Source organism: Devosia sp. YIM 151766, assembly GCF_030285925.1.
Classification (GTDB): domain Bacteria; phylum Pseudomonadota; class Alphaproteobacteria; order Rhizobiales; family Devosiaceae; genus Devosia.
Genome location: NZ_CP127251.1, coordinates 422953 through 443373 on the forward strand (window position 1 = coordinate 422953; position 20421 = coordinate 443373).

Annotated in this window: 22 protein-coding genes and 1 other RNA gene; 10 read left to right on the plus strand and 13 right to left on the minus strand. The window is 64.2% G+C overall.

Annotated elements, in window-relative coordinates:
* The first annotated feature begins 7 nt into the window (after nucleotides 1–7).
* Nucleotides 8–568 (plus strand): hypothetical protein, encoded by a 561-nt coding sequence (locus O9Z70_RS02025; RefSeq protein WP_286020833.1) that lies wholly within the window; start codon nucleotides 8–10, stop codon nucleotides 566–568.
* Here the strand turns inward: O9Z70_RS02025 and truA are convergent.
* The 3 genes from truA to def all read right to left on the minus strand — a co-directional run bounded on the left by truA (nucleotide 565) and on the right by def (nucleotide 2849).
* Entirely contained in the window at nucleotides 565–1302 is a 738-nt protein-coding gene (gene truA / locus O9Z70_RS02030) for a tRNA pseudouridine(38-40) synthase TruA (RefSeq protein ID WP_286020834.1), read from the minus strand. The two genes, O9Z70_RS02025 and truA, sit on opposite strands and share 4 nt — an antisense overlap.
* Nucleotides 1302–2225 carry a methionyl-tRNA formyltransferase gene (fmt, locus tag O9Z70_RS02035; RefSeq protein ID WP_286020835.1) on the minus strand — a complete coding sequence of 308 codons (924 nt, stop codon included), beginning with the start codon at nucleotides 2223–2225 and terminating at the stop codon, nucleotides 1302–1304. The genes truA and fmt overlap by 1 nt, the downstream gene beginning before the upstream one ends.
* 108 nt (nucleotides 2226–2333) lie before the next feature.
* Nucleotides 2334–2849: a peptide deformylase gene (gene def / locus O9Z70_RS02040; protein WP_286020836.1), complete on the minus strand. Its 516-nt coding sequence runs from the start codon at nucleotides 2847–2849 to the stop codon at nucleotides 2334–2336.
* 132 nt (nucleotides 2850–2981) lie between these two features.
* Between def and O9Z70_RS02045 the strand changes: the two genes are divergently transcribed.
* Together O9Z70_RS02045 and O9Z70_RS02050 are read left to right on the plus strand one after the other, a co-directional pair.
* Nucleotides 2982–4373 (plus strand): DNA recombination protein RmuC, encoded by a 1392-nt coding sequence (locus O9Z70_RS02045; RefSeq protein WP_286020837.1) that lies wholly within the window; start codon nucleotides 2982–2984, stop codon nucleotides 4371–4373.
* 71 nt (nucleotides 4374–4444) lie between these two features.
* The gene (locus tag O9Z70_RS02050) at nucleotides 4445–4921 is read left to right on the plus strand and encodes a hypothetical protein (protein WP_286020838.1); all 477 of its coding nucleotides are present in this window, start codon (nucleotides 4445–4447) and stop codon (nucleotides 4919–4921) included.
* 18 nt (nucleotides 4922–4939) lie between these two features.
* Here the strand turns inward: O9Z70_RS02050 and recR are convergent, their stop codons facing one another.
* The 6 genes from recR to O9Z70_RS02080 all read right to left on the minus strand — a co-directional run bounded on the left by recR (nucleotide 4940) and on the right by O9Z70_RS02080 (nucleotide 9521).
* Nucleotides 4940–5536, minus strand: a complete 597-nt coding sequence (gene recR / locus O9Z70_RS02055) for a recombination mediator RecR (protein ID WP_286020839.1) — start codon at nucleotides 5534–5536, stop codon at nucleotides 4940–4942.
* 69 nt (nucleotides 5537–5605) lie between these two features.
* Entirely contained in the window at nucleotides 5606–5929 is a 324-nt protein-coding gene (locus O9Z70_RS02060) for a YbaB/EbfC family nucleoid-associated protein (RefSeq protein WP_286020840.1), read from the minus strand.
* A complete protein-coding gene (locus O9Z70_RS02065) occupies nucleotides 5926–7674 on the minus strand; it encodes a DNA polymerase III subunit gamma/tau (RefSeq protein WP_286020841.1) in 1749 nt (582 codons plus the stop codon). Before O9Z70_RS02065 ends, O9Z70_RS02060 begins: the two co-directional genes overlap by 4 nt.
* A 126-nt stretch (nucleotides 7675–7800) precedes the next feature.
* An RNA gene (gene ffs, locus O9Z70_RS02070) (signal recognition particle sRNA small type) lies at nucleotides 7801–7896 on the minus strand.
* Nucleotides 7897–8039: 143 nt separating this feature from the next.
* Nucleotides 8040–8531, minus strand: a complete 492-nt coding sequence (locus O9Z70_RS02075) for a hypothetical protein (protein WP_286020842.1) — start codon at nucleotides 8529–8531, stop codon at nucleotides 8040–8042.
* Nucleotides 8532–8954: 423 nt separating this feature from the next.
* Nucleotides 8955–9521, minus strand: coding sequence for a pseudouridine synthase (locus tag O9Z70_RS02080; protein WP_286020843.1), 567 nt, complete (start codon nucleotides 9519–9521; stop codon nucleotides 8955–8957).
* A 168-nt stretch (nucleotides 9522–9689) separates the two neighbouring features.
* Between O9Z70_RS02080 and O9Z70_RS02085 the strand changes: the two genes are divergently transcribed.
* Nucleotides 9690–10556: an LOG family protein gene (locus O9Z70_RS02085; protein WP_286020844.1), complete on the plus strand. Its 867-nt coding sequence runs from the start codon at nucleotides 9690–9692 to the stop codon at nucleotides 10554–10556.
* 99 nt (nucleotides 10557–10655) lie between these two features.
* On the opposite strand, the gene O9Z70_RS02090 is transcribed toward O9Z70_RS02085, so the two are convergent.
* Complete coding sequence (locus O9Z70_RS02090) at nucleotides 10656–12278, minus strand: ATP-binding response regulator (RefSeq protein ID WP_286020845.1); 1623 nt, start codon at nucleotides 12276–12278, stop codon at nucleotides 10656–10658.
* Nucleotides 12279–12450: 172 nt separating this feature from the next.
* Here O9Z70_RS02090 and mscL point away from each other — a divergent pair, with 172 nt between their 5' ends.
* The 4 genes from mscL (at nucleotide 12451) to O9Z70_RS02110 (ending at nucleotide 16372) form a co-directional block, all read left to right on the plus strand.
* The gene (mscL, locus tag O9Z70_RS02095) at nucleotides 12451–12846 is read left to right on the plus strand and encodes a large-conductance mechanosensitive channel protein MscL (RefSeq protein ID WP_286020846.1); all 396 of its coding nucleotides are present in this window, start codon (nucleotides 12451–12453) and stop codon (nucleotides 12844–12846) included.
* A gap of 266 nt (nucleotides 12847–13112) precedes the next feature.
* Complete coding sequence (locus O9Z70_RS02100; RefSeq protein WP_286020847.1) at nucleotides 13113–13748, plus strand: response regulator transcription factor; 636 nt, start codon at nucleotides 13113–13115, stop codon at nucleotides 13746–13748.
* Between the two features lie 117 nt (nucleotides 13749–13865).
* The gene (locus O9Z70_RS02105; protein WP_286020848.1) at nucleotides 13866–15035 is read left to right on the plus strand and encodes a hypothetical protein; all 1170 of its coding nucleotides are present in this window, start codon (nucleotides 13866–13868) and stop codon (nucleotides 15033–15035) included.
* Entirely contained in the window at nucleotides 15032–16372 is a 1341-nt protein-coding gene (locus O9Z70_RS02110) for a tetratricopeptide repeat protein (RefSeq protein ID WP_286020849.1), read from the plus strand. Before O9Z70_RS02105 ends, O9Z70_RS02110 begins: the two co-directional genes overlap by 4 nt.
* Nucleotides 16373–16511: 139 nt before the next feature.
* On the opposite strand, the gene hemA is transcribed toward O9Z70_RS02110, so the two are convergent.
* Nucleotides 16512–17792, minus strand: a complete 1281-nt coding sequence (gene hemA / locus O9Z70_RS02115) for a 5-aminolevulinate synthase (protein WP_286020850.1) — start codon at nucleotides 17790–17792, stop codon at nucleotides 16512–16514.
* A gap of 331 nt (nucleotides 17793–18123) precedes the next feature.
* Here hemA and O9Z70_RS02120 point away from each other — a divergent pair, with 331 nt between their 5' ends.
* Complete coding sequence (locus O9Z70_RS02120) at nucleotides 18124–18894, plus strand: SDR family NAD(P)-dependent oxidoreductase (protein WP_286020851.1); 771 nt, start codon at nucleotides 18124–18126, stop codon at nucleotides 18892–18894.
* A gap of 117 nt (nucleotides 18895–19011) precedes the next feature.
* Complete coding sequence (locus O9Z70_RS02125) at nucleotides 19012–19677, plus strand: YiaD family glycine zipper/OmpA-like lipoprotein (RefSeq protein ID WP_286020852.1); 666 nt, start codon at nucleotides 19012–19014, stop codon at nucleotides 19675–19677.
* A 60-nt stretch (nucleotides 19678–19737) separates the two neighbouring features.
* Here O9Z70_RS02125 and O9Z70_RS02130 read toward each other — a convergent pair whose 3' ends face one another.
* Nucleotides 19738–20037 carry a hypothetical protein gene (locus O9Z70_RS02130; RefSeq protein ID WP_286020853.1) on the minus strand — a complete coding sequence of 100 codons (300 nt, stop codon included), beginning with the start codon at nucleotides 20035–20037 and terminating at the stop codon, nucleotides 19738–19740.
* Nucleotides 20037–20294, minus strand: coding sequence for a hypothetical protein (locus tag O9Z70_RS02135; RefSeq protein ID WP_286020854.1), 258 nt, complete (start codon nucleotides 20292–20294; stop codon nucleotides 20037–20039). Before O9Z70_RS02135 ends, O9Z70_RS02130 begins: the two co-directional genes overlap by 1 nt.
* Nucleotides 20295–20421 lie beyond the last annotated feature (127 nt).

The window sequence follows — 20421 nt, forward strand, 5'->3', positions numbered from 1 at the left end:
CGATCCCGTGGCCCAGTCCAGACAGACCTTCATCGAAGAAGCCGTAAGCGCCGCAAGGGGCTGCCTGGCACTCGTCCTCGGACGCCGCGATGCCGCTTCGTGGTTCGACTTCTCCCATCGCGGCCTTGCCGGCAGCCTCCTCGCCGTGCTGCTGGCGCTGCTGGTGACGGGGTTCGGTCCCTTGCTGCTCGGTCTGCCAGTGCCGGCCGGCGCTCCGACCCAATCCATCGTCATGAACGGCGTTCTGTTCGTCGCCCAGGCGGCCATGGCGTGGATCGTGCTGCGGCAGATGGGCCGCTCGGATGGTTTCGTGCCCTATCTCGTCGCCAGCAATTGGGTGACGATGCTCTCGGGCATCCTGCTGCTTTTTTCGTTGCTCTTCGGGGAAGCGGGGCTGGTCGTGCTCCTGGCCATGGTCATCGTGGCCATGCTGACCTTCATCAATATCGGCCGCTTCATCGTCACGCTGCAGCCGATGCAGATCGTGCTGCTGTTCATTTCGCAGTCGGTGGGCGTGTTTCTGGCACTGGGCGTCCTCGCCCTGTTCCTGCCGGTGCCGATGACCTAATAATCGACGCCGGTGAGATAAAGCCCGCTCGCCGGCGCCATGGCGCCGCAGCGCCGGCGATCCGCCGCGTCCAGCGCCGCCCGGAAATCGGCCGGACTCCACTTGCCCTCGCCCACCAGCTTCAACGAGCCGACCATGGATCGCACCTGATGGTGCAGGAAGCTGCGGGCGCCGGCAGTGATGGTGACGATCTCATCGTCCCCGCTCACCTCGAAAACATCCAGCGTGCGGATCGGTGAATTGGCCTGACATTCGGAGGAGCGGAAGGTCGAGAAATCATGCCGGCCCAGAATGAGCTGGGCCGCTTCATGCATGCTTTGCGCGTCCAGCGGCATCGGTACATGCCAGACCTGATGCCGCTCGATGGCGGCCGGGGCGCGGCGGTTCAGGATGCGATATGCATAATGCCGCGCCTTGGCGGAAAAGCGCGCCTCGAAGTCGTTTCCCACCGCCTCGCATTCGACCACCACCACCGGATGGGGCCGCAGATGATAATTGAGCGCCTCGCGGATACGGAACGCATCCCAATCCTTGCCGAGGTCGAAATGCACCACCTGTCCCAGCGCATGGACCCCGGCATCGGTGCGCCCCGCCGCCTGGGTGGTGACCGCTTCGCCGGAGAAGCGCGCGATGGCTTCTTCCAGCGCCTGCTGCACGCTCATCCGGTCCGCCTGCCGCTGCCAGCCGCAAAACGGCGTACCGTCATATTCGAGGATAAGCTTGAAACGCGGCATCAGCCGACCTGGGCCGGCAAGGGCCCCGCCCCCCGCAGGAAGGTCGCCGCATCCATCGCGCCCTTGCCCTCGCGCTGCACCTGAATCAGCCGCACTGCGCCCGTGCCGCAGGCAATGACCAGACCGTCGCCGGCAAGCGTGCCGGGAGCGCCGGAATCCGGCGCCAGCGTCGAACGCAGCGCCTTGATCCGTACCATCTTGCCGCCCAGTTCCAGCTCGAACCAGGCGCCGGGAAAGGGCGAAAGCCCCCGGATCAGGTTATGGACCGCTTCCGCGTTTTTGGAAAAGTCGATCCGCGCCTCGGCCTTGTCGATCTTGGCGGCATAGGTGGCGCCATCGGCCGGTTGCGGGGTGAAATCGAGGCTGCCGCGTTCGAGCGCCGCCAGCGCCCGGCCCATCAGGTCGGCGCCCAGCCGCATCATCTGGTCGTGCAATTCGCCGGCCACCATGTCCGGGCCGATGGGGATGATCTCGGTCGGGCCCATGGCCCCGGTATCCAGCCCCTCGTCCATCCGCATCACCACGATGCCGGTCTGCTTGTCGCCGGCCATGATCGCCCGCTGGATCGGGGCCGCGCCGCGCCAGCGCGGCAGCAGCGAGCCATGCAGGTTGAGACAGCCATATTCTGGTGCTTCGAGGATCGGCTTGGGCAGGATCAGGCCATAGGCGACGACCACGGCGACCTCGGCGTTCAGCGAGGCAAATTGGGCCTGTTCGGCCTCGTCCTTCAGCGAACGCGGAGTGAAGACCGGAATGCCGAAGGCTTCCGCCGCCTCGTGCACCGGGCTCTTGCGCTCGTCCTGCCCGCGTCCGGCGGGTTTGGGCGCCCTGGTGTAAACGGCCAGCACGTCATGGCCGGCCGAAACGATCTCGGCCAGCGTGGGAACGGAAAATTCGGGCGTACCCATGAAGACGACGCGCATCTGAACGACCTCGGTTCGATAGGCTCACCATGAGGTCTACGCGAACGCAGCGCTCTCGAAAGACCTCGTCCTGAGCCTGTCGAAGGACGAGGTCGCAGGCACCAAATCTCAGCCGGCGGCGCGCTTGGCGGCCTTGTCGAATTTCTTGATCACCCGGTCGCGCTTCAGGCGGCTGAGGTAATCGATATAGAGTACGCCATCGAGGTGGTCGATCTCGTGCTGGATGCAGACAGCCAGCTTGCCATCGGCGTCCTTGACCACGTCCTTGCCGTCCAGGTCGGTATATTTCACCGTCACCTCGGCCGGGCGCTCGACCTCGTAGTAGAGTTCGGGAATGGAGAGGCAGCCTTCCTCGGTCACCTGCATCTGGTCGCCGAACTTGGTGATTTCGGGGTTGATCATCACCAGGGGAGCCGGGGGCTCGTCCTCGCCGGCCAGATCCATCACCACCATGCGCCGCATCACACCAAGCTGCGGCGCGGCCAGGCCGATGCCCGGCGCGTCATACATGGTGTCCAGCATGTCCTTGGCCAAGGTCTTGATCTCGTCATCGATCTCGATAATCGGGTCGGCGACGGCGCGCAGACGCGCATCGGGAATGATCAGAATGGGGCGGATGGCCATGGCAGAAAGTCCGGCGATGAAAGGATTGTCCCCGATATGGCGATTTCCGGCCCTTCGGTCAACAGCGCGCCGGTTCAATCCGACACCAACAAGAACATTTTGCGAACATCAGAATCGGGATAAGGTGGCGCCATGAGTGAATTCGATCGCATTCTCTTCGCCCTCGGCGATGTCCCGGTCAGCCTGGCCATGGCGCTGGCGGCGGCAGGCATTGTCCTGCTCGCTGTCATCATTGCCCTGCTTGTCGGTTCGGCCCGCGCCCATAGCAGCCGGGCCGAGGCGGCGGCGCGCGAAGCGACGGACGGGCTGCGCGCCAATTTCCAGGAACAGATTGCCGGGCGCGACGCGCGCATTCGCGATCTGGAAGCGCAACTGGATCGCGAGCGCGACAAGAATAGCGGCCTTCAATCCGAACTGGCGGCCATGCGGACGCGGCTGGATGAACAGGCGCGGCAGAACGAGGCGAACCTGAAGCGGTTCACCGATGCCCGCCAGCAGATGACCGACGAATTCAAGGCCATTGCCGGCGACGTGCTGCGCTCACATAGCGAGACTTTCACCAAGCAGAATCGCGAACAGGTCGATGTGCTCCTGAAGCCATTGCAGGAAAAGATCGGCGAATTCCACAAGGGACTGATCGAGGATCGCTCGGCCATGGGCGAGCGCATTCGCGCTTTGGCGGAAAGCAACCTCAAGATCACCAATGAGGCGCAGAACCTGACCCGCGCCTTGAAGGGCTCCTCCCAGACCCAGGGCGCCTGGGGCGAAATGATCCTCTCCACCATCCTGGAGCAATCCGGCCTGCGCGAGGGCGAGCAATATGTCACCCAGAAGAGCCATAGCGGCGATGACGGCCAGCGCCTGCGCACCGATGTCGAAATCCGCATGCCCAATGGCGATGTGCTGGTGATCGATTCCAAGGTTTCGCTCACCGCCTTCGAGGCCTTCGTCAACAGCGAGGACGATTTCCGCGAGCAGCATTTGCGGGCCCATATCGCCTCGGTGCGCACCCATATCACCACTCTGGGCGACAAGACCTATCACCGCGCCGCCAAGTCGAGCCTCGATTACGTGATGATGTTCGTGCCCATCGAATCCGCCCTGGCGACGGCCATCCAGAACGATGCCAAACTCGTCGAATTCGGCATGAGCAAGGGCGTCATGCTGACCACGCCGACCACGCTGATGACCGTGCTGCGCACCGTGCGCAATGTCTGGGATATCGAGAAACGGCACCAGAACGCCGAGGAAATCGCCGAGCGGGCGGGTGCGCTATTCGACAAGGTTTCGGGGTTTCTCTCCAGCATGGATCAGGTCGGCGACGCCATCGACAAGAGCCAGCGGGCCTATGCCAAGGCTAGGGATCAATTGACCAATGGCCGCGGCAATGTCGTGCGCCAGGTCGAGATGCTGCGCGAGCTCGGGGCCAAGTCCGCCAAGCCTTTGCCGGCCGGATGGGACGGCGGCAGCGACGAGAAACCGGCGCTGTTTCTGGTGGGCGATGAGCCGGGCGACCTCAACTAGACAAGCTGTGATCGAACCGGCTTCGTTCTCAAGCGTTTGGCTTTTGTACAAGCGCATGAAGGGAGACGATCATGGTTCAGCAACACGACCATCCTGGAAGCCTGGTGCCGCAGGAAACCAATTTCGACAATGCGGACAATCCGGGCATTGCCCAGCCCTATAGTCAGATCGAAATCGAAGACCTGCTCTATGGCAGTGACCGGCCCGTCGCCGACCGTCTTGAGCGCCTGAGAGAGATTCGCGCCGAGGCCTCCATTCGTGAAAGCGGCGATTTCGGCGGCCAGGACCCGGCCTCCATGCTGGACGAACTCGACCGCGCGATCGAGGAATTACAGCGCGATATCAATAACATGGATGAAACCGGCGACGCCGCCGCCATCATGTCCGCCGATCCCGCCGACCATCTCGATACGCTCTCGCCCGACGATGTCGATGCCCGTACGGCACTGATCGGTGAGGATGAATTCTACGAGGAGGAGGAAGATGGCCCGGTTGACGACGACAATATCTGGCAGGGCAGCGACGAGTTCCGCCCGGACCTGAATTAGGCGTTGCGCGGACGGGGATCAGATCTCCGTTCGCGCCCTAAGTGCTTGACTTAGCGTGCCTTCGTCGAGGTAGTCGAGCTCGCCGCCGACCGGAACGCCATGGGCGAGGCGGGTGACTTTGATCGCTGTGCCGACCAGCCGGTCGGTAATGTAATGCGCCGTGGTCTGGCCCTCGATTGTGGCGTTCATGGCGAGGACGATTTCGGCATAATCGGATGCCCGGGCCAGCAGTTTTTCGAGGCTGAGATCGTCCGGCCCGACCCCGTCAAGCGGCGACAATACGCCCCCCAGGACGTGGTAGCGCACCGGCCCCACGCCCGCGCGCTCCAGCGCCCAAAGATCGGCAACGTCTTCTACGACAACAAGAATTCCCGCTTCGCCGCGCCGTGGATCGGCACAGATCGAGCAGGGGCTGATCGTGTCGACATTACCGCAGACCTCACAACTTCGCACCGCCGCCACGGCGCGGTCGAGCGCGGCGGAAAGCGGCAGCATGAGCTGCTCCTTCTTCTTGATGAGGTGCAGCACCGCCCTTCGGGCCGAGCGCGGGCCGAAGCCGGGCAGGCGCGCCAGAAGCTGGATCAGCTGTTCGATTTCGGGTCCGCCGGAAGCCATTTTCAAGTCACCACGAGCGCCAACCGGCTAACAGATTGTTAACGTTGACCGCGTATCGCGTCAAAACGCCTAGAACGGGAATTTCATGCCCGGCGGGATGGGAAGACCGGCTGTGGCCTCGGCCATCTTGCGCTGCATCTCGACTTCGCTCTTGCCCTTGGCATCGGTGAAGGCGGCGACGATCAGGTCCTCGATCACTTCGGCGTCTTCGGGCTTGAGCAAAGCGGGATCGATCTTGATGCCGCGCACATCGCCCTTGCCGGACAGCGCGACGACGACCATGCCGCCGCCCGAACGGCCTTCGACGACGAGTTCGGCCAGTTCGGCCTGCATGGCCTCCATCTTGGCCTTCATCTCGCCGGCGGCCTTCATCATGCCCATGATGTCTTTCATTCGTCGTCCTCTTCTGGTGGCGGGGGCAGGTCGGGCATGGCGGTGGCGTCGTCGCGCACCGTCACGTTCACCAATTTGGCCCCGGGAAATGTTTCAAGTATGGCCTTGACCAGCGGATCGTCATGCGCCGCTTCATTGGCGGCCTGCTGCTTCTGCTCGGCTTCCTGGCGGATGGTCAGCCCCTCGGGGGGCTTGGTCGACACCATGATCAGCCAGCGCTGGCCGGTCCAGGCCTGCAGGCGGGCGGAGAGGGTGGCGATGATGCCCGGATCGGCGCCATCGGCCAAAGCCACCTCGATGCGGCCCTGCTCGAAGGAAACCGGGCGCATCTGGCTTTCCAGCGCCAGCTTGACCAGGACGTCGCGCTTGGCCGCGGCCAAGGCGATCAGGTCCTTGTAGCTGGCGACATTGGCGAGGGCCGGCTGCACCGAAGCATTGGGGACGGTGGCCGGCGCGGCGATAGCCATATTGGTGGGCGCGGCTTGCACCGCCTCGACCCGCATGGCGGAAGCGCCGCCGCCGGAGCCGGACGGGCCGCGCGGCGGCAAGGATGGGGCGCTGGGCGCGGCAGCCGGCAAGGTGCCTTGCTGGGTGAGCCTGGTGATGACTTCGTCCGGGCTTGGCAGGTCGGCAGCATAGGCGAGGCGGATCAGCACCATTTCGGCGGCTTGCAGGGCATTGCCGGCGCGGGCGGTTTCCTCGACGCCCTTGAACAGGATCTGCCAGGTGCGGGTCAGCGCCCGCATCGGCAGGCGATTGGCGAGGTCGCGGCCGCGGGTCTTCTCGTCCGGCGTCAGCGAAGCGTCGTCGGCGGCGGCCGGAACCACCTTGATGCGGGTGACCAGATGGGTGAATTCGGCCAGGTCGGTCAGCAGCGTCTGCGGATCGGCTCCCAGATCGTAGAGCTCGCGCAGAGCGGTCAGCGCCTCGGCGATGCGCCCGCCCATCAGGTCCTCGAACAGGTCGATGATGCGCGCCCGATCGCCCAGGCCCAGCATGGCCTTGACCGTGGCGGCGCTGACCAGGCCATTGCCATGGGCGATGGCCTGGTCGAGCAGGGAAAGGCTGTCGCGGGCCGAGCCTTCGCCGGCGCGCACGATCATGGCCAGGGCATCGGGCTCGAAGCCGATGCCTTCCTGCCCCAGAATCTGTTCGAGATAGGCCGACATGATCTCGGCCGGAATGCGGCGCAGGTCGAAGCGCTGGCAGCGCGACAGGATGGTGATCGGAACCTTGCGGATTTCCGTGGTCGCGAAGATGAACTTCACATAGGGCGGCGGCTCTTCCAGCGTCTTCAACAGCCCGTTGAAGGCGGCGGTCGAGAGCATGTGCACCTCGTCGATCACATAGACCTTGTAGGGCGCCGAGACCGGGCCGTATTTGACCGAGTCGATGATCTCGCGAATGTCGCCGATGCCGGTATTGGAGGCGGCGTCCATTTCCACCACGTCCACATGCCGGCCCTCGATGATGGCGCGGCAATGATTGCCTTCCACCGACAGGTCGAGCGTCGGATGGCGGCCGCTCGCGTCTTCATAGTTGAAGGCGCGGGCCAGGATGCGGGCGGTGGTGGTCTTGCCGACGCCGCGCACCCCGGTCAGGATGAAGGCGTGGTGGATGCGGTTCTGCGCAAAGGCATTGCCCAGCGTCTGCACCATGGCGTCCTGCCCCACCAGGGTGGAGAAGTCGCGCGGACGATATTTACGCGCCAGCACCAGATAGGGCGCGGTCTGGTTTTCAGCCATGCCGTTCTCCGCCGCGCCGCAATGAGATTCTGCCTTCGTTCATGCCCGGACCTTAGGGCAAGCAGCACCCGACCGCAAAAGCCAACACATGGTTTGCGGGGCAAATTACCCTGTTGTGAACAGATGAGTAGGAGGCTGGCATCGACCCGTGAGGATCTCGTTGGGGCTGCTTCCTTCCGGACCTGACCCGGTTGGCGAGGAACACGTCCGCGCCAACCTCCCGAAGCGCTATATGCGAATTTCCGGCGCCGGATGCAAGAGGGAGCGGCGGATTGGACGGCGACTGGCGCCGCCGGCATGGTTGCTTTCTTTGCCGGCGGGTGGTCGGGAGCGTCGGCAATACAGGTTGCCAACGCTCTTGAGCATCAGGACACGAGGATTGTGCCCGTCAGGAAGTGGAACGCGAGGGCAATAAGCCAGGCCGACATAATTGGTACGACACCGACCCCGAGTATGGCCTTCGAATGTTTCGCATCCGCGAGAAATATGGCGTGGAACGCCAGGAACAATCCGAGCGGCAACCCGATCCACATCGCAGCGCCACCGAGCCCATAGGAGACGCCGCAGATCCAGATGGCGGCAAACAGGTGAACGCCCATGCGCAGCGCCCACACGGTCTTTTCACCGATATGGTTGATCGACACCATATCCACCAATGCATCCATAAAGAGCCAGAGATAGCCTGCGAATTTCACCTCGGGCCCGCCGGGCAGATGCTGAACCAGCGGGATCAGGGCGAGGTGATAGACCAGGCCAGCAATGTCCCCGGCAAACAGGCTGCGGTGTTTCAGACCGAACATGGAGAGCCAGCCCGTAAGCGAGACAAGAGGGAGAGCGACGAGAAGTCCTGAAGTCATGACGTCATCTTTCAACACGGCGCCGCGGCGCCTTTTTTGAAAAGCGCATCTCGAAGCGACCGTGTTCTGCAAAGGAAACGTCTCACGCAGATCAACGGAGCATGCGATACGCCTGCTACCGTCGAGGTCCGCGGCCCCATGCATTGGGGATGGAATATCCCTGCCTGAGCAGGCAGGGCGACCGGGGCTCACCATACCGGTCCGCCATTTTCGACAATCGGCATCTATGATGAGAGCGATTGCAAGTCAAGCTGGTCAGTAGATCAATTGGTGGTCATGTCAGGGGCGCCGGTTTGCTCAATGCTGTCATGATCATGTTGATGCACCACTTGGCGGGTGACGCATTCACACAGGCCAGTACTTGGTCCGAGGACGGTTGGGGATAGAATCGGTTCCGGTCGTGCGGGCCGGCGCGTGCCAAGATCATGGGCGGCGGCGCGGCTTCGGCTTGCCGGGAGGCGCCGATGCGTCCCGCCATTCCCCCGGCGCCAGGCCCGCCAATGTCCATTCCCCGATCTGCCAGCGCACCAGCCGCAGGGTGGGAAAGCCGATGGCGGCGGTCATGCGCCGCACCTGCCGGTTGCGACCTTCGGTAATGGTGAGGGACAGCCAGCAATCGGGCACGCTTTTGCGGTAGCGCACCGGCGGGTTTCGCGGCCAGAGCGCGGGCGGCTCGATGCGGGCGACGCGGGCCGGGCGGGTGGGGCCGTCATTGAGCACGATGCCGCGGCGCAATCGCTCCAGCGCATCTTCGTCCGGCTCGCCTTCCACTTGCACCAGATAGGTCTTGCTGAGCTTGAAGCGCGGATCGGCGATGCGGGCTTGCAGCCTGCCGTCATCGGTCAGCAGCAACAGGCCTTCGCTGTCCTTGTCGAGCCGCCCGGCCGGATAGATGCCGGGCAGCTTCAGGTAACGCGCCAGCGTCTCGCCCTCGCCGCTGAACTGGGTGAGAACGTTGAACGGCTTGTTGAAGAGGATGAGGCGCGCCATCGCCATGGCATCCGGCATGTGCGGGCTTTCGTCAAGCCGTGCTGGCCGGACCAGGTGGCAGGTTCGTGAAGCGGCGGCGGGCCGAGCGCCCTTGCCCGATTCGGCGGGGATGGATATGCCCTGTTTTCAAAAGCGCCGGTTTCATGCCGGACAGACCGGGAGTTCGCCTTGGCCAAACGCCGCCACCCCACCTCCTTGCGCACCTCGAGCCAGGACGTCGCCGTTTCGCGCAAGGCGCCCGATACGCCGCAGACCCGCAGCGCCGCCTATCGCCTGGCTTTCGCCGACGACGACTTCATGACGTCAGAGGATACGCGCGGGGTTCGTTTCCAGCTCGAATATCTCAAAACCGAATTCCGCCTGCGTGAGCATGGCATTACCTCGACCGTGGTGCTGTTCGGCGGCGCCCGCATTCCCGCGCCGGGCAAGCCGGCCTGGGCCGCCAAGAACGAGGTGCAGAAGCGCAATCTGGAAGCCGCCTCGCGCTATTACGAGGAAGCGCGCCGCTTCGCCCAATTGGCGTCGCAGACCTCGGCCGCCAGCGATTTCAAGGAATATGTGGTGGTGACGGGCGGCGGGCCGGGCGTCATGGAAGCGGGCAATCGCGGCGCCACCGATATGGGCGCCCCCTCGATCGGGCTCAATATCGTCTTGCCGCATGAGCAGGCGCCCAATCTCTATGTGACGCCCGACCTGTCGTTCAACTTCCACTATTTCGCCACGCGCAAGATCCACTTCCTGCTGCGGGCCAAGGTGGTGGCGGTGTTCCCCGGCGGCTTCGGCACGCTGGATGAATTTTTCGAGACGCTGACGCTGATCCAGACCGGCCGCATGGACAAGGTGCCGGTGCTGCTGTTCGGCAAGGATTTCTGGACCAGGGTGATCAATCTCGAAGCGCTGGCCGAAGCCGGCACCATCGCCCCCACCGATCCCGACCTGCTCACGCTGGTCGACACGGCCGAAGAAGGCTGGAACGCGGTGCGGGATTTCTACGATCTGCCCGATATGGGCGCACCGGACTGGCGCGGCGACTGAGCCAGGCGATTGGCGGGGGTGGAGGCTTCGGCGTGTGCCGGCCTCGTCCTTCGACCAGCTCGGGATGCAGTCTCAGGGGCTGGGTGGAGGTCCACAGGCTCAATTCGGCCGCTGGGTGCCGCGGCCGCTTTGATTGGCCAGGCCGCTGATGGTGGCGCGCAGGGCGGCGGGTTTGACCGGCTTAGTGATGACGGCGACGCCGCGCTCCTCGGCCAGGGCGCGCACCGCCGGGCTGCGATCGGCGGTGACCAGCGCCGCCGGCAGGTGCCCGCCCACATTGTGACGCAGCCATTCGATGGCATCGAGGCCGGAGGTTTGGTCGAGGTGGTAATCCATCAGCACCAGATCGGGATACCAGCCTTCGAGCAGGCGCTCGCGGTCGATCTGCTTGAGTGACAGCGCCGTGCGCACATCGCAGCCCCAATGGGCGAGCAGGCCTTCCATGGCTTCCAGGATCGCCCGTTCATTGTCCACGCAGAGGACCCGGAGGCTGAGCGTGCCGAAGCCGGGCTCGGGCGCCGCCAGCTCGGTGGCGCCGGCGGGCCGCGCATGGCGCACGGCCGGCAGGTAAATGGAGAAGCGCGAGCCATGGCCCTCGCGGCTGTCCAGTTCCAGCGTCAGCCCCAAAGCCGTCACCAGCCTTTGCACGATGGACAGGCCCAGCCCCAGCCCCTGCGCCATGCGGGCGCCGCGTTCGAGCCGGGAAAATTCGGCAAAGACCAGCTTGTGCTGGTCGCGGTTGAAGCCGATGCCGGTATCGATGACGTCGAGCCGCCAGCGATTGCCGCGCCGGCGCAGCCCCACCAGGACCTTGCCGCCCACCGGGGTATATTTGATGGCATTGGAGACCAGGTTCTGCACGATGCGGCCGACATAGGCCTTGTCGGCCAGCACGGTCGCGGCGGCGGGCACGATGCGCAGGGCGATGGAGCGCTCGCGGGCCATGGGGGCGAATTCCACCTCGGTCTTCTTCAGCAGGTCCTGCGCCGCCATGGGCACCGGCGCCGGCTTGATGGCGCCGCTATCGATGCGGGAAATGTCGAGCAGCGCCGACATGATATCCTCCACCGCGGTCAGCGATGCCTCGATCGAATTGGCCAATTCGGCAAAGGCGGTGGATTTGGCCCGCTCGATCAGCGTCGAGGTATAGAGGCGGGCGGCGTTGAGCGGCTGCAACAGGTCGTGACTGGCGGCGGCGAGGAAGCGGGTCTTGTCGTGGTTGGAGGCATCGGCCTTGGCGCGCGCCACTTCCAGCTCGGCATTGACCTGCCGCAAGGCCGAAGTGCGCTCTTCGACCCGCCGCTCCAGATTCTGGTTCACCTGCGCCAATTGCTGCTCGACATGCACCTTGGCGGTGACATCGGCAAAGCTGATGGCAAGGCCGCCATCGGGCAGGCGGCTCGAATGGAATTCCAGCGCCTGCCCCCCATGGCCCAGCCGCTGGGTGACGGTCGTGGGCGAGGCGGTCAGCGCATTGATGCGCTCGATGGCCAGTCGCGCCGCATCCCCGGCACCCAGATCGCCGCGCTCGGCCATGAACAGGGCAATATCGAACAGGGCGGTGCCGGGACGGGTGAGATCGGCGGGCAGCGCCAGCAAGTGGTTATAGTTCCGGTTGGAGACGACCAGCCGCAGCCCGGCATCGAACACGGCGACACCGAGCTGGATATGATCCATGGCCAGGCGGAGCGCCGAGGCCGGGTCTTCGGGATGCAACGGCATGGACAGTCGCGCAGGGCACCTTCTCTTGAACTGCTCCGGTTTATCCGCTTCGGCAGGCTTTGGCGCAAGTGTGCCTTAGACCCATTGCTTTTGCCGAAAAGCTCGGCAATCGTTAAGAGCTGTTAACAACAGGCCGCCGCTTGGGACGGCGCGCCGAGCAAGAGGGCTTCGCATGAGCGGCTTTTTGAAGGAATTCCGGGACTTCGCCGTCAAGGGCAACATGATCGATCTCGCCATCGGCGTGATCATCGGCGGGGCCTTCGGCACCATCGTCTCCTCCATCGTCGACGATCTTTTCATGCCGCTGATCGGTATCGTGATCGGCGGCATCGATTTTTCCAGCATCATCCTGCAGGTGGGCGAGGCCCAGGTGATGTTCGGCCTGTTCATCAATGCCGTGGTCAAGTTCACCATCATCGCCTTCGTGCTGTTCCTCGTGGTCAAGGGTATCAACGCCATGAAGCGCCAAGCGGCCGAGGAGCCGGTCGAGGAGAGTTCGGCCCCCAGCCGCGAGGAAGTGCTGCTCACCGAAATCCGCGACGCCCTGCGCGCCGGCAAACAGAGCTGACGACAATCAGGCCGGCTCCGCGCCGGCCTTTTTCATGCCGGACCTCTAGGAATAATATCATTTGACAGGAATATTATCATAACCTAGCCTGTCTATAGGTGGTTCAGCCTACGAATTGTCCTTATCGGACGGCGCGATCACCTAGGGCAAATTACATTGGCGGATCAGACGGCGACATCGGGGCCGGTCCGCAACGACCAACGAGATAGGAGCCACGCTCCGGCAAGGCGGGCTCCCCGTCACGCATTGCCGAAAGGGGCTCAGGTATGAATACGCCTTCCTATTACCACGCCTTCCTCAACCGCGATCGACTCGTCCATATCGTCGATGCCGATCTGGGCATCTGCGAAGCCTTGAGCGTGCTGTTTCGCCTGGAGGGTTTCCAGACCAGCTTCTCGCTCGACGCCGCCAATGCCATCACGGCGCTGGAACGGCGCCGCCCGGACGTCGCCGTCCTCAACCTGGTCCTGGGCCAGGAAAGCGGGCTGGGCCTGCTGCGCCGGGTCAAGGCCATGCGCACCGGTGCCCCGGTCATCATGCTGGCCAATGTCCCGCAAGTGGAGGCCGCCGTCACCGCCATGAAGCTCGGCGCCACCGACGTGCTCACCAAGCCCATCGACAGCGAGCATCTGCTGACCGTCATCCGCGACGCCCTGCGCAAGGACGTCCATCTGGGCGCCATGAACGAGGGCCGCCGCCCGGTGGAAGTGCGCGGCTTTTCCCAACTCACCCCACGCGAGCGCGAAGTGCTGCAATTGATCACCAATGGCCAGTCCAACAAGGAAGCCGGCCGCGAACTGGGCATTTCCCCCCGCACCATCGAAGTGCATCGAGCCCGGGTGATGGAAAAGCTCGGCGCCCGCAATACGGCGGATTTGATGCGCATCGTGCTGACGAGCTGAGGAGCGCCGGGTCTTGGGATCCGGGGCCACAGACCGCCGGCGCGGCCGGGAAATTCGGAGCGCCAATGCGCTCCGAACATTCCCTTCAACATATTGATAGATTTCAATAATCCGGCGATGGTGGCTGGACAGGGGCGGATTTGGACCCTAGCTTGCGGCGATTTGTTGGTTGGGGAAAACGGCATCATGAAAATTCTTCGCGCCGCGACCATGTTTGCGGTCGCCTTCCTATGCGCCCCGGCGCAGGCCCAGTTCATGGTGGAGGTGAACCCGGTTGGCGGCTCCAGCTTCCTGGCCTCGCTGGGCCGGCCGGGCGGTCAAAATCCGCTGTCGACCGATGCGCCCTCGCAGGAGGCCATGAGCGATCGGCTCAGCCAGCTTCTCGGCATGGGCTATTTCCCGGCTGGCGGTCAGGCGCCGGATATGAGCCAGGACGAATTGAGACAGATGCTGGCCGCCTATCTCGGCACCGATAACGGTTCGGGCTATGAGGATATGGCGGGGCCCTCATGGGCGAGCGACATGATTGCCAGTCTGCCCGCCAATGCATTGTCCAGCAATAATCTGCTGACGCCGGAGCAGCTGGACGCCCATGCCCGCGCGCTCCTCGGTCTTGATATGGACGACGCCAGCACGGTTCCCTCGCTTGCCAATGCTCGGACTCCTGCCCAACTCGCGCAGCAACAAGCCATGATGCTGGCGGAGGAGAGGCAAAGGAAACTGATGCTGCTGGAGGAACAGCAGCGGCGGCAGGTCGAGGAAATGGCGCGCGTTCAGCTGGAGGCGAAAAATCAAGCCCAGCGCGAAACACTTCTGGCCGAAATCATCAAACGACAGGAGCAGGCAAAGCCCGGTCCGGACAGGGACCGCTTCGAGAACTATCCGTTTTTCCATGCCGACGACCGCACGCCGGGCGATGTCGAGATGCTGCGAAGTGCGGACTATCGCGGCTTCGCCCGCGGCACCGGCTTTGGAGACGATGAAATCAATGGCAGCGTCTTCCTGAGATTCGATCTGGACGGTGAGGGCCTTTCGGGACAGTTCGATTTCGGTTCGAGCGGCATGCTGCATGTGGCTGGCGGTATTGATGCCGGTGTTTTCTATATGGGGCTGGACGAAGATCGAACATCGTCTTTCAAGGGCCATGCGCTGGATTGGGAGGCCGGCGTCTTCGATGATGTCAGCTTCTTCGGTCCCCGGGCCGAAGAAATTGGCGGGAACTGGAGCATTAACAACGAACATGGCACCGCGGAGGGCCGGTTCGCCACTGCCCGCACCACGCCATGAGGACCTGGATCGTCTCCTGCGGTCTCGCCGCCATCACGCTGGCCGTCACGACCGCGACCGCTCATGGCCAGGCGGGCGGCGGCAATGGCGCGCCGGACCCGCGCGCCATCCTGCTGGCCGCTGAAGTTCTCCAACTGGGACGGGCTGCCGAATCCTGCATGCTGCTCGATATCGCGGCCGGCCCCGACACGCGCTACGTGCCCGCGCTTGTCCTCTATGGCGACTGCCATATGGAGCAAGGGGACCTAGCCAGCGCAGAGCGCTATTTCGCCCGTGCGCTGGCGCTGGAGCCGGACAACCCGCTGCTGCGCAGCCGGCTGGACGAGGCCCGTACCATCCAGGCTTTCGTGACGGCGCCCGAGCCGATCCCGCAGCCACCGGCCCAGGCAGGGGTTGCGGAGGCCGCGATCCTGCAATCGCCGCCGGACACCGCCGCCGTCGCCCCGATACCCGATCCCCGCCTGGCCGGCTCGGTTTCCCTGGCACGCGGCTATGACAGCAATGTCAACAGCGGCACCTATCATTCGGTGGTGGATGCGGTGATCGGGGGTGTCACCGTGCCGCTGACGATGACGCCGGAATCGCGGGCGCGCGGGTCCGCCTTCACCCGGCTCACGGGCGAATATGGTGTGATGCAGCCGCTCTCCGACGACAGTGCCGGACAAGTGGTGGCGCGGATCGAGGCCACAATTCACGATCAATGGTCGGAATATGACAAGCTCGGCCTCTCCCTGTCCGGCCGCTATCTGCGGCTGGCCGAGGGCTGGAGCCTCAGCCTGGGGCCGAATCTGCACTACACGCTGGACGCCGATGGCGCATATATGATCTCGGCGGGCGCGGGCCTGTCCGGGCGCCAAGCGCTGGCGGATGGGCTGGATCTCGTCGGTCAGGCCGATTGGCGTTTCGAGTTCTATCCGGACGATGCCGGCAGGGAGGCCGCGCTGGGATCGGCGCGGCTGGGCCTCTCCTACGATCTTGGTCATGACTGGAGCCTGGGCGCCTCGCTGATTGGCAAGGTTACCGAAAAAGCGGCGCCGAGCCAGAGCTTCAGCGGCATCGGCGCCCGCCTGTCGCTCGAAGGGCCGCTGGCGGACTATGTCAAACTATTGGCCAGCTATGCGGTCAGCCGCGATGCCTATCAGGCCAGTCCGGCGGCCTTTCCACAGGATCGGGTGGATATCGAGCACAATCTGGCGCTCACCCTGGACTGGAACATTCCGACAGTCGACGGCCTGAGCGTGTTTGCGCAATACGACTACCAGGTAAATAACTCCACCATCCCGGTCTACGATACGGAACGGCATAGGATATCAACCGGCCTGCGGTTTACGTTTTAGAGCTTCTGTTCTGATTGCATCGGAACAGAAGCTCCAGGCCCTGTGTTGTCGCGCTTCCAAGGATCGCCTGGCCAGTCGGCCTGCGCCCCGCCGGGCGCAGGCTGTGCCATTGCGTGGCGCTTTTTGGGGGTAAAAGGCCTTAGCCCCCCAGGCTGGGCAGGGTCAGGTCGCCGCTGGTCAGCTTGCTGGCGGTGATGGCCGCGTCGGCTTTTTCGCGGGGCAGTTCCAGCGCCGCCCAGACGCTGACCAAGGCGTGGCGCAGCTCGAAGATCATCTCGTCGCTATGCAGCGGCGTCGGGGTGATGCGCAAGCGCTCGGTGCCCCGGGGCACGGTGGGGTAATTGATCGGCTGGATATAGATATTGTGCTTGTCCAGCAGCATGTCGCTGGCCGCCTTGACGGCGCGGGCATCGCCGACGATCAGCGGCACGATATGGGTGGAGGTTTCCATCACCGGCAGGCCGGCATCGGCCAGGATCGCCTTGGTCAGCCGCGCCTGGCGCTGATGCATCAGCCGCTCATGGCCATTGCCCTTGAGATGCTCGATCGAGGCGCGGGCCGCGGCGCAGAGCGGCGGGGGCAGGGCGGTGGTGAAGATGAATTCGGGCGCATAGGAGCGCACGGCGTCGACAATGGGGCGATTGGCGGCGATATAGCCGCCCATGACGCCAAAGCCCTTGGCCAGAGTGCCCTCGATGATGTCGATCCGCTCCATCAGCCCGTCGCGCTCGGCAATGCCGCCGCCGCGCGGTCCATACATGCCCACCGCATGGACCTCGTCGATATAGGTCAGGGCGCCGAATTCCTCGGCCAGATCGCAGATTTCCTGAATCGGGGCGATATCGCCGTCCATCGAATAGATCGATTCAAAGCAGATCAGCTTCGGCCGCTTGCGGTCCACCTGGCTCAGCAATTCGCGCAGATGCGCCACGTCATTGTGCCGGAAAATCCTCTTTTCCATGCCGGATTGGCGCACGCCCTGGATCATCGAGGCGTGATTGAGCTGGTCGGAAAAGATGATGCCGTTGGGCAGCAGCCGGGCAATGGTGGAAATCGACGCTTCGTTGGAGACGAAGCCCGAGGTGAAGACCAGCGCGGCTTCCTTGCGGTGCAGGTCGGCCAGCGAGCGCTCCAGCTCGACCAGCGGCCGGTTGGTGCCCGAAATATTGCGGGTGCCGCCGGCGCCGACGCCCATCGTGCCGGCGGTTTCCTGCATGGCGCGCACGGTCTTTTCGTGCTGGCCCATCCCCAGATAATCGTTGGAGCACCAGATGGTGATCTCGCGGGCATTATCGGCTTCGTCGCGGTAAAGCGCTCTGGGGAAATTGCCGGCGATACGCTCGAGGTCGGCGAATACGCGATAGCGCTTTTCCGACCGCAGCGCGTCCACCGCTTCCTCGAAGATACCGCGATAATCCATGGGAGCCATTCCTTTGCGCGCGCCCGATGACAGCCGGAGGGCGAAACGAGCGAAATCATCCTCTCCTAAAACCGCCGGGGCCACATTGATATAGGTCAATTCGACGCGCGGCCCGAGGCTAAGCCCTTGTCGCGCATGGCCGGAGGGGCAGGTGTTCAGAGCCATTCTAAAGTTCTCCCGCCGATCTGCCAACAGCGCTTTCCCGCCATTCCTGAGAGAAAACCCGCTATCGGGCGTTTCGGGGCGCGAAGCGGGGCCGGGGCCGTCTTGCCGGGCCGATGAGGGGGCGGTATTCAAGCGGACCTTTCCCGAACTGTCGGACTTTCGGATCATGACTCGCTTTGCCCGCTATCCCAGCCTCAAGGACCGCCCGGTCGTCATTTCCGGGGGCGCTTCGGGTATCGGGGAATCCCTGGTCCGCCATTTCGCCGACCAGGGCGCGCGCGTCGGCTTCGTCGATATTGCCGAAGCGGCCGGAGCGGCTCTGGCCGCCGAATTGACGGCCGCCGGGCGCGCCGTCCGCTTCACCCGATGCGACGTCACCGACATCGAGGCCTATCAGGCCGCCATAGCCGGCTTCGCCGCTGCCCATGGCGCGGCCCGGGTGCTGATCAACAATGCCGCCCATGACCAGCGCCACAACTGGGCCGAGGTGACCCCGGCCTATTGGGACGAGCGCCTGGCGGTGAATTTGAAGCATGCCTTCTTCGCCATGCAGGCGGTGGCGCCGGGCATGGCCGCGGCCGGCGGCGGCTCGATCATCAATTTCGGCTCGATCAGCTGGATGATCATGAGCCCGTCCATCCCCCTTTATGAAACCGCCAAGGCGGCGGTGCATGGCCTGACCCGCTCCATGGCCCGCGAATTGGGGCGCTCCGCCATCCGGGTCAATTCGCTGGTGCCCGGCGCCGTCGTCACCCCGCGCCAGCTCGATCTCTGGCTCAAGCCCGAGGATTTGAAGGATATCGAGGCCCATCAGGCCTTGTCCGGACATCTGACGCCGGACGATTGCGCCCGCATGGCCCTGTTCCTCGCCGCCGACGACAGTGCCATGATCTCCGGGCAGCATTTCCTGGTCGATGCGGGCTGGGCGAATAGCTAGAAGGCCGTCCAAACCGGCGTTCATCCCCTGTTCATCCCCTTTCCCTCATCACGCTCCTGCCTTAATGAGGGGACATCACAAGGCCATTCCATTCGCGAATCCTTCAGGGGGATATTTATGAAGTCGAAGGTTATCGTCGCTCTTGCAGCGGCCCTGGCGCTCAGCGCCTGCACCACCACCGATCCCTATACCGGCCAGAGCCGGATCTCCAATACGGCCGGCGGCTCGCTGCTCGGCGCCGGCGGCGGCGCGGTGGCCGGCGCCATTGTGGGCGCGGCAGTTGGCGGCGATCCGCGCGTCGGCGCCTTGATCGGCGCCGGTGTCGGCGGCCTGACCGGCGCGGCCATCGGCAATTACATGGACCAGCAGGAAGCCGAATTGCGCGCCCAATTGCAGGGCACCGGCGTCTCGGTCACCCGCGCCGGCGACCAGATCATCCTCAACATGCCGTCCAACATCACCTTCGCCACCGATCAGTCGACGGTGCAGCCGCAATTCAACCAGACCCTGGTTTCGGTGGCCCTGGTGCTCAAGAAGTTTGACAAGACCATTGTCGACGTCTATGGCCACACCGATTCCACCGGCTCGAACGAGCACAACCTGTCGCTCAGCCAGCGCCGCGCCGTCTCGGTGGCCACCATCCTGTCCAATCAGGGCATCGATCAGCGCCGCTTCTATATCGAGGGCAAGGGCCCTTCGAGCCCCATCGCCTCCAATGCCACCGAATCCGGCCGCGCCCAGAACCGGCGCGTGGAAATCCAGCTCTCCCCGATCCGCGGCTAAGGCGCAACGCCCGGCCCGATCGCAGATCGAATGAAAACGCGGCCCCCAGGGCCGCGTTTTTTATTGGACCGGAATGGGAGGGGCTTCCGTCACGGGCTCGGAAATCGGCGTTCCGGGCTGCATATCGGTGCCCGGCGCGCCGGAAAAGATCTGCATCGCCAGCAGGATCGCCACGATGATGGCGAGGGCGCACAGCCCATAGAGCCACCAATTGGTCGGCCCGGCCGCCGCCATCGAGGCCTCGGGTTCCACCGGCTGGCTGATGCCGGGCGCGGCGGGGTCGGGGGGCGCGGCGTTCCCGTCCGTCGCGATGTTGATGCTAGGCTCTTGCCTGGATGGGCGTTCCTCTGGTCCGGGCATCAAAAATCCCCCTTGAATACGGTTTCGGCGCCGACGCCGCGGGCCACGCCTTCGCGGACATGGGCGATGGCCGCATCGATTTCGGCCGGCTCGAAGGCGACGGCCGCGCCTTCGATTTGCGCGCCGGTGGCCTCGGCCTTCAATTGCTGGAGCAGGTCGAGCTTTTCGCGCGCCGTGAACAAGGTGTGACGGGCGATCTGCATGGGATTGAGCTGGTCGCCGCCGCCCATGCGCTGCTTGAGTGTGTCAAAGACCATGATCTTTCTCCCGAACGAATTGCGGGCGAACCGCTTGCAGGCTCAATGCGGCCGGGCCGGTCCGGTTCCGTCGGTGCCTGGCGGCGGATCGCTCCGACTTAACGTCCTTTTGAGACATTCTGTCGCT

Bases quoted from the DNA above. Each gene is read 5' to 3' on its own strand.
- O9Z70_RS02100 (WP_286020847.1), top strand. From the start codon at position 13,113: ATGAATACGCCTTCCTATTACCACGCCTTCCTCAACCGCGATCGACTC.
- O9Z70_RS02050 (WP_286020838.1), top strand. From the start codon at position 4,445: ATGGTTCAGCAACACGACCATCCTGGAAGCCTGGTGCCGCAGGAAACC.
- O9Z70_RS02130 (WP_286020853.1), bottom strand. From the start codon at position 20,037: ATGCCCGGACCAGAGGAACGCCCATCCAGGCAAGAGCCTAGCATCAAC.
- hemA (WP_286020850.1), bottom strand. From the start codon at position 17,792: ATGGATTATCGCGGTATCTTCGAGGAAGCGGTGGACGCGCTGCGGTCG.
- O9Z70_RS02075 (WP_286020842.1), bottom strand. From the start codon at position 8,531: ATGACTTCAGGACTTCTCGTCGCTCTCCCTCTTGTCTCGCTTACGGGC.
- O9Z70_RS02120 (WP_286020851.1), top strand. From the start codon at position 18,124: ATGACTCGCTTTGCCCGCTATCCCAGCCTCAAGGACCGCCCGGTCGTC.
- mscL (WP_286020846.1), top strand. From the start codon at position 12,451: ATGAGCGGCTTTTTGAAGGAATTCCGGGACTTCGCCGTCAAGGGCAAC.
- O9Z70_RS02065 (WP_286020841.1), bottom strand. From the start codon at position 7,674: ATGGCTGAAAACCAGACCGCGCCCTATCTGGTGCTGGCGCGTAAATAT.
- O9Z70_RS02060 (WP_286020840.1), bottom strand. From the start codon at position 5,929: ATGAAAGACATCATGGGCATGATGAAGGCCGCCGGCGAGATGAAGGCC.
- O9Z70_RS02105 (WP_286020848.1), top strand. From the start codon at position 13,866: ATGGTGGCTGGACAGGGGCGGATTTGGACCCTAGCTTGCGGCGATTTG.
- O9Z70_RS02080 (WP_286020843.1), bottom strand. From the start codon at position 9,521: ATGGCGCGCCTCATCCTCTTCAACAAGCCGTTCAACGTTCTCACCCAG.
- truA (WP_286020834.1), bottom strand. From the start codon at position 1,302: ATGCCGCGTTTCAAGCTTATCCTCGAATATGACGGTACGCCGTTTTGC.
- O9Z70_RS02125 (WP_286020852.1), top strand. From the start codon at position 19,012: ATGAAGTCGAAGGTTATCGTCGCTCTTGCAGCGGCCCTGGCGCTCAGC.
- O9Z70_RS02110 (WP_286020849.1), top strand. From the start codon at position 15,032: ATGAGGACCTGGATCGTCTCCTGCGGTCTCGCCGCCATCACGCTGGCC.
- O9Z70_RS02090 (WP_286020845.1), bottom strand. From the start codon at position 12,278: ATGCCGTTGCATCCCGAAGACCCGGCCTCGGCGCTCCGCCTGGCCATG.
- def (WP_286020836.1), bottom strand. From the start codon at position 2,849: ATGGCCATCCGCCCCATTCTGATCATTCCCGATGCGCGTCTGCGCGCC.
- O9Z70_RS02135 (WP_286020854.1), bottom strand. From the start codon at position 20,294: ATGGTCTTTGACACACTCAAGCAGCGCATGGGCGGCGGCGACCAGCTC.
- O9Z70_RS02045 (WP_286020837.1), top strand. From the start codon at position 2,982: ATGAGTGAATTCGATCGCATTCTCTTCGCCCTCGGCGATGTCCCGGTC.
- fmt (WP_286020835.1), bottom strand. From the start codon at position 2,225: ATGCGCGTCGTCTTCATGGGTACGCCCGAATTTTCCGTTCCCACGCTG.
- recR (WP_286020839.1), bottom strand. From the start codon at position 5,536: ATGGCTTCCGGCGGACCCGAAATCGAACAGCTGATCCAGCTTCTGGCG.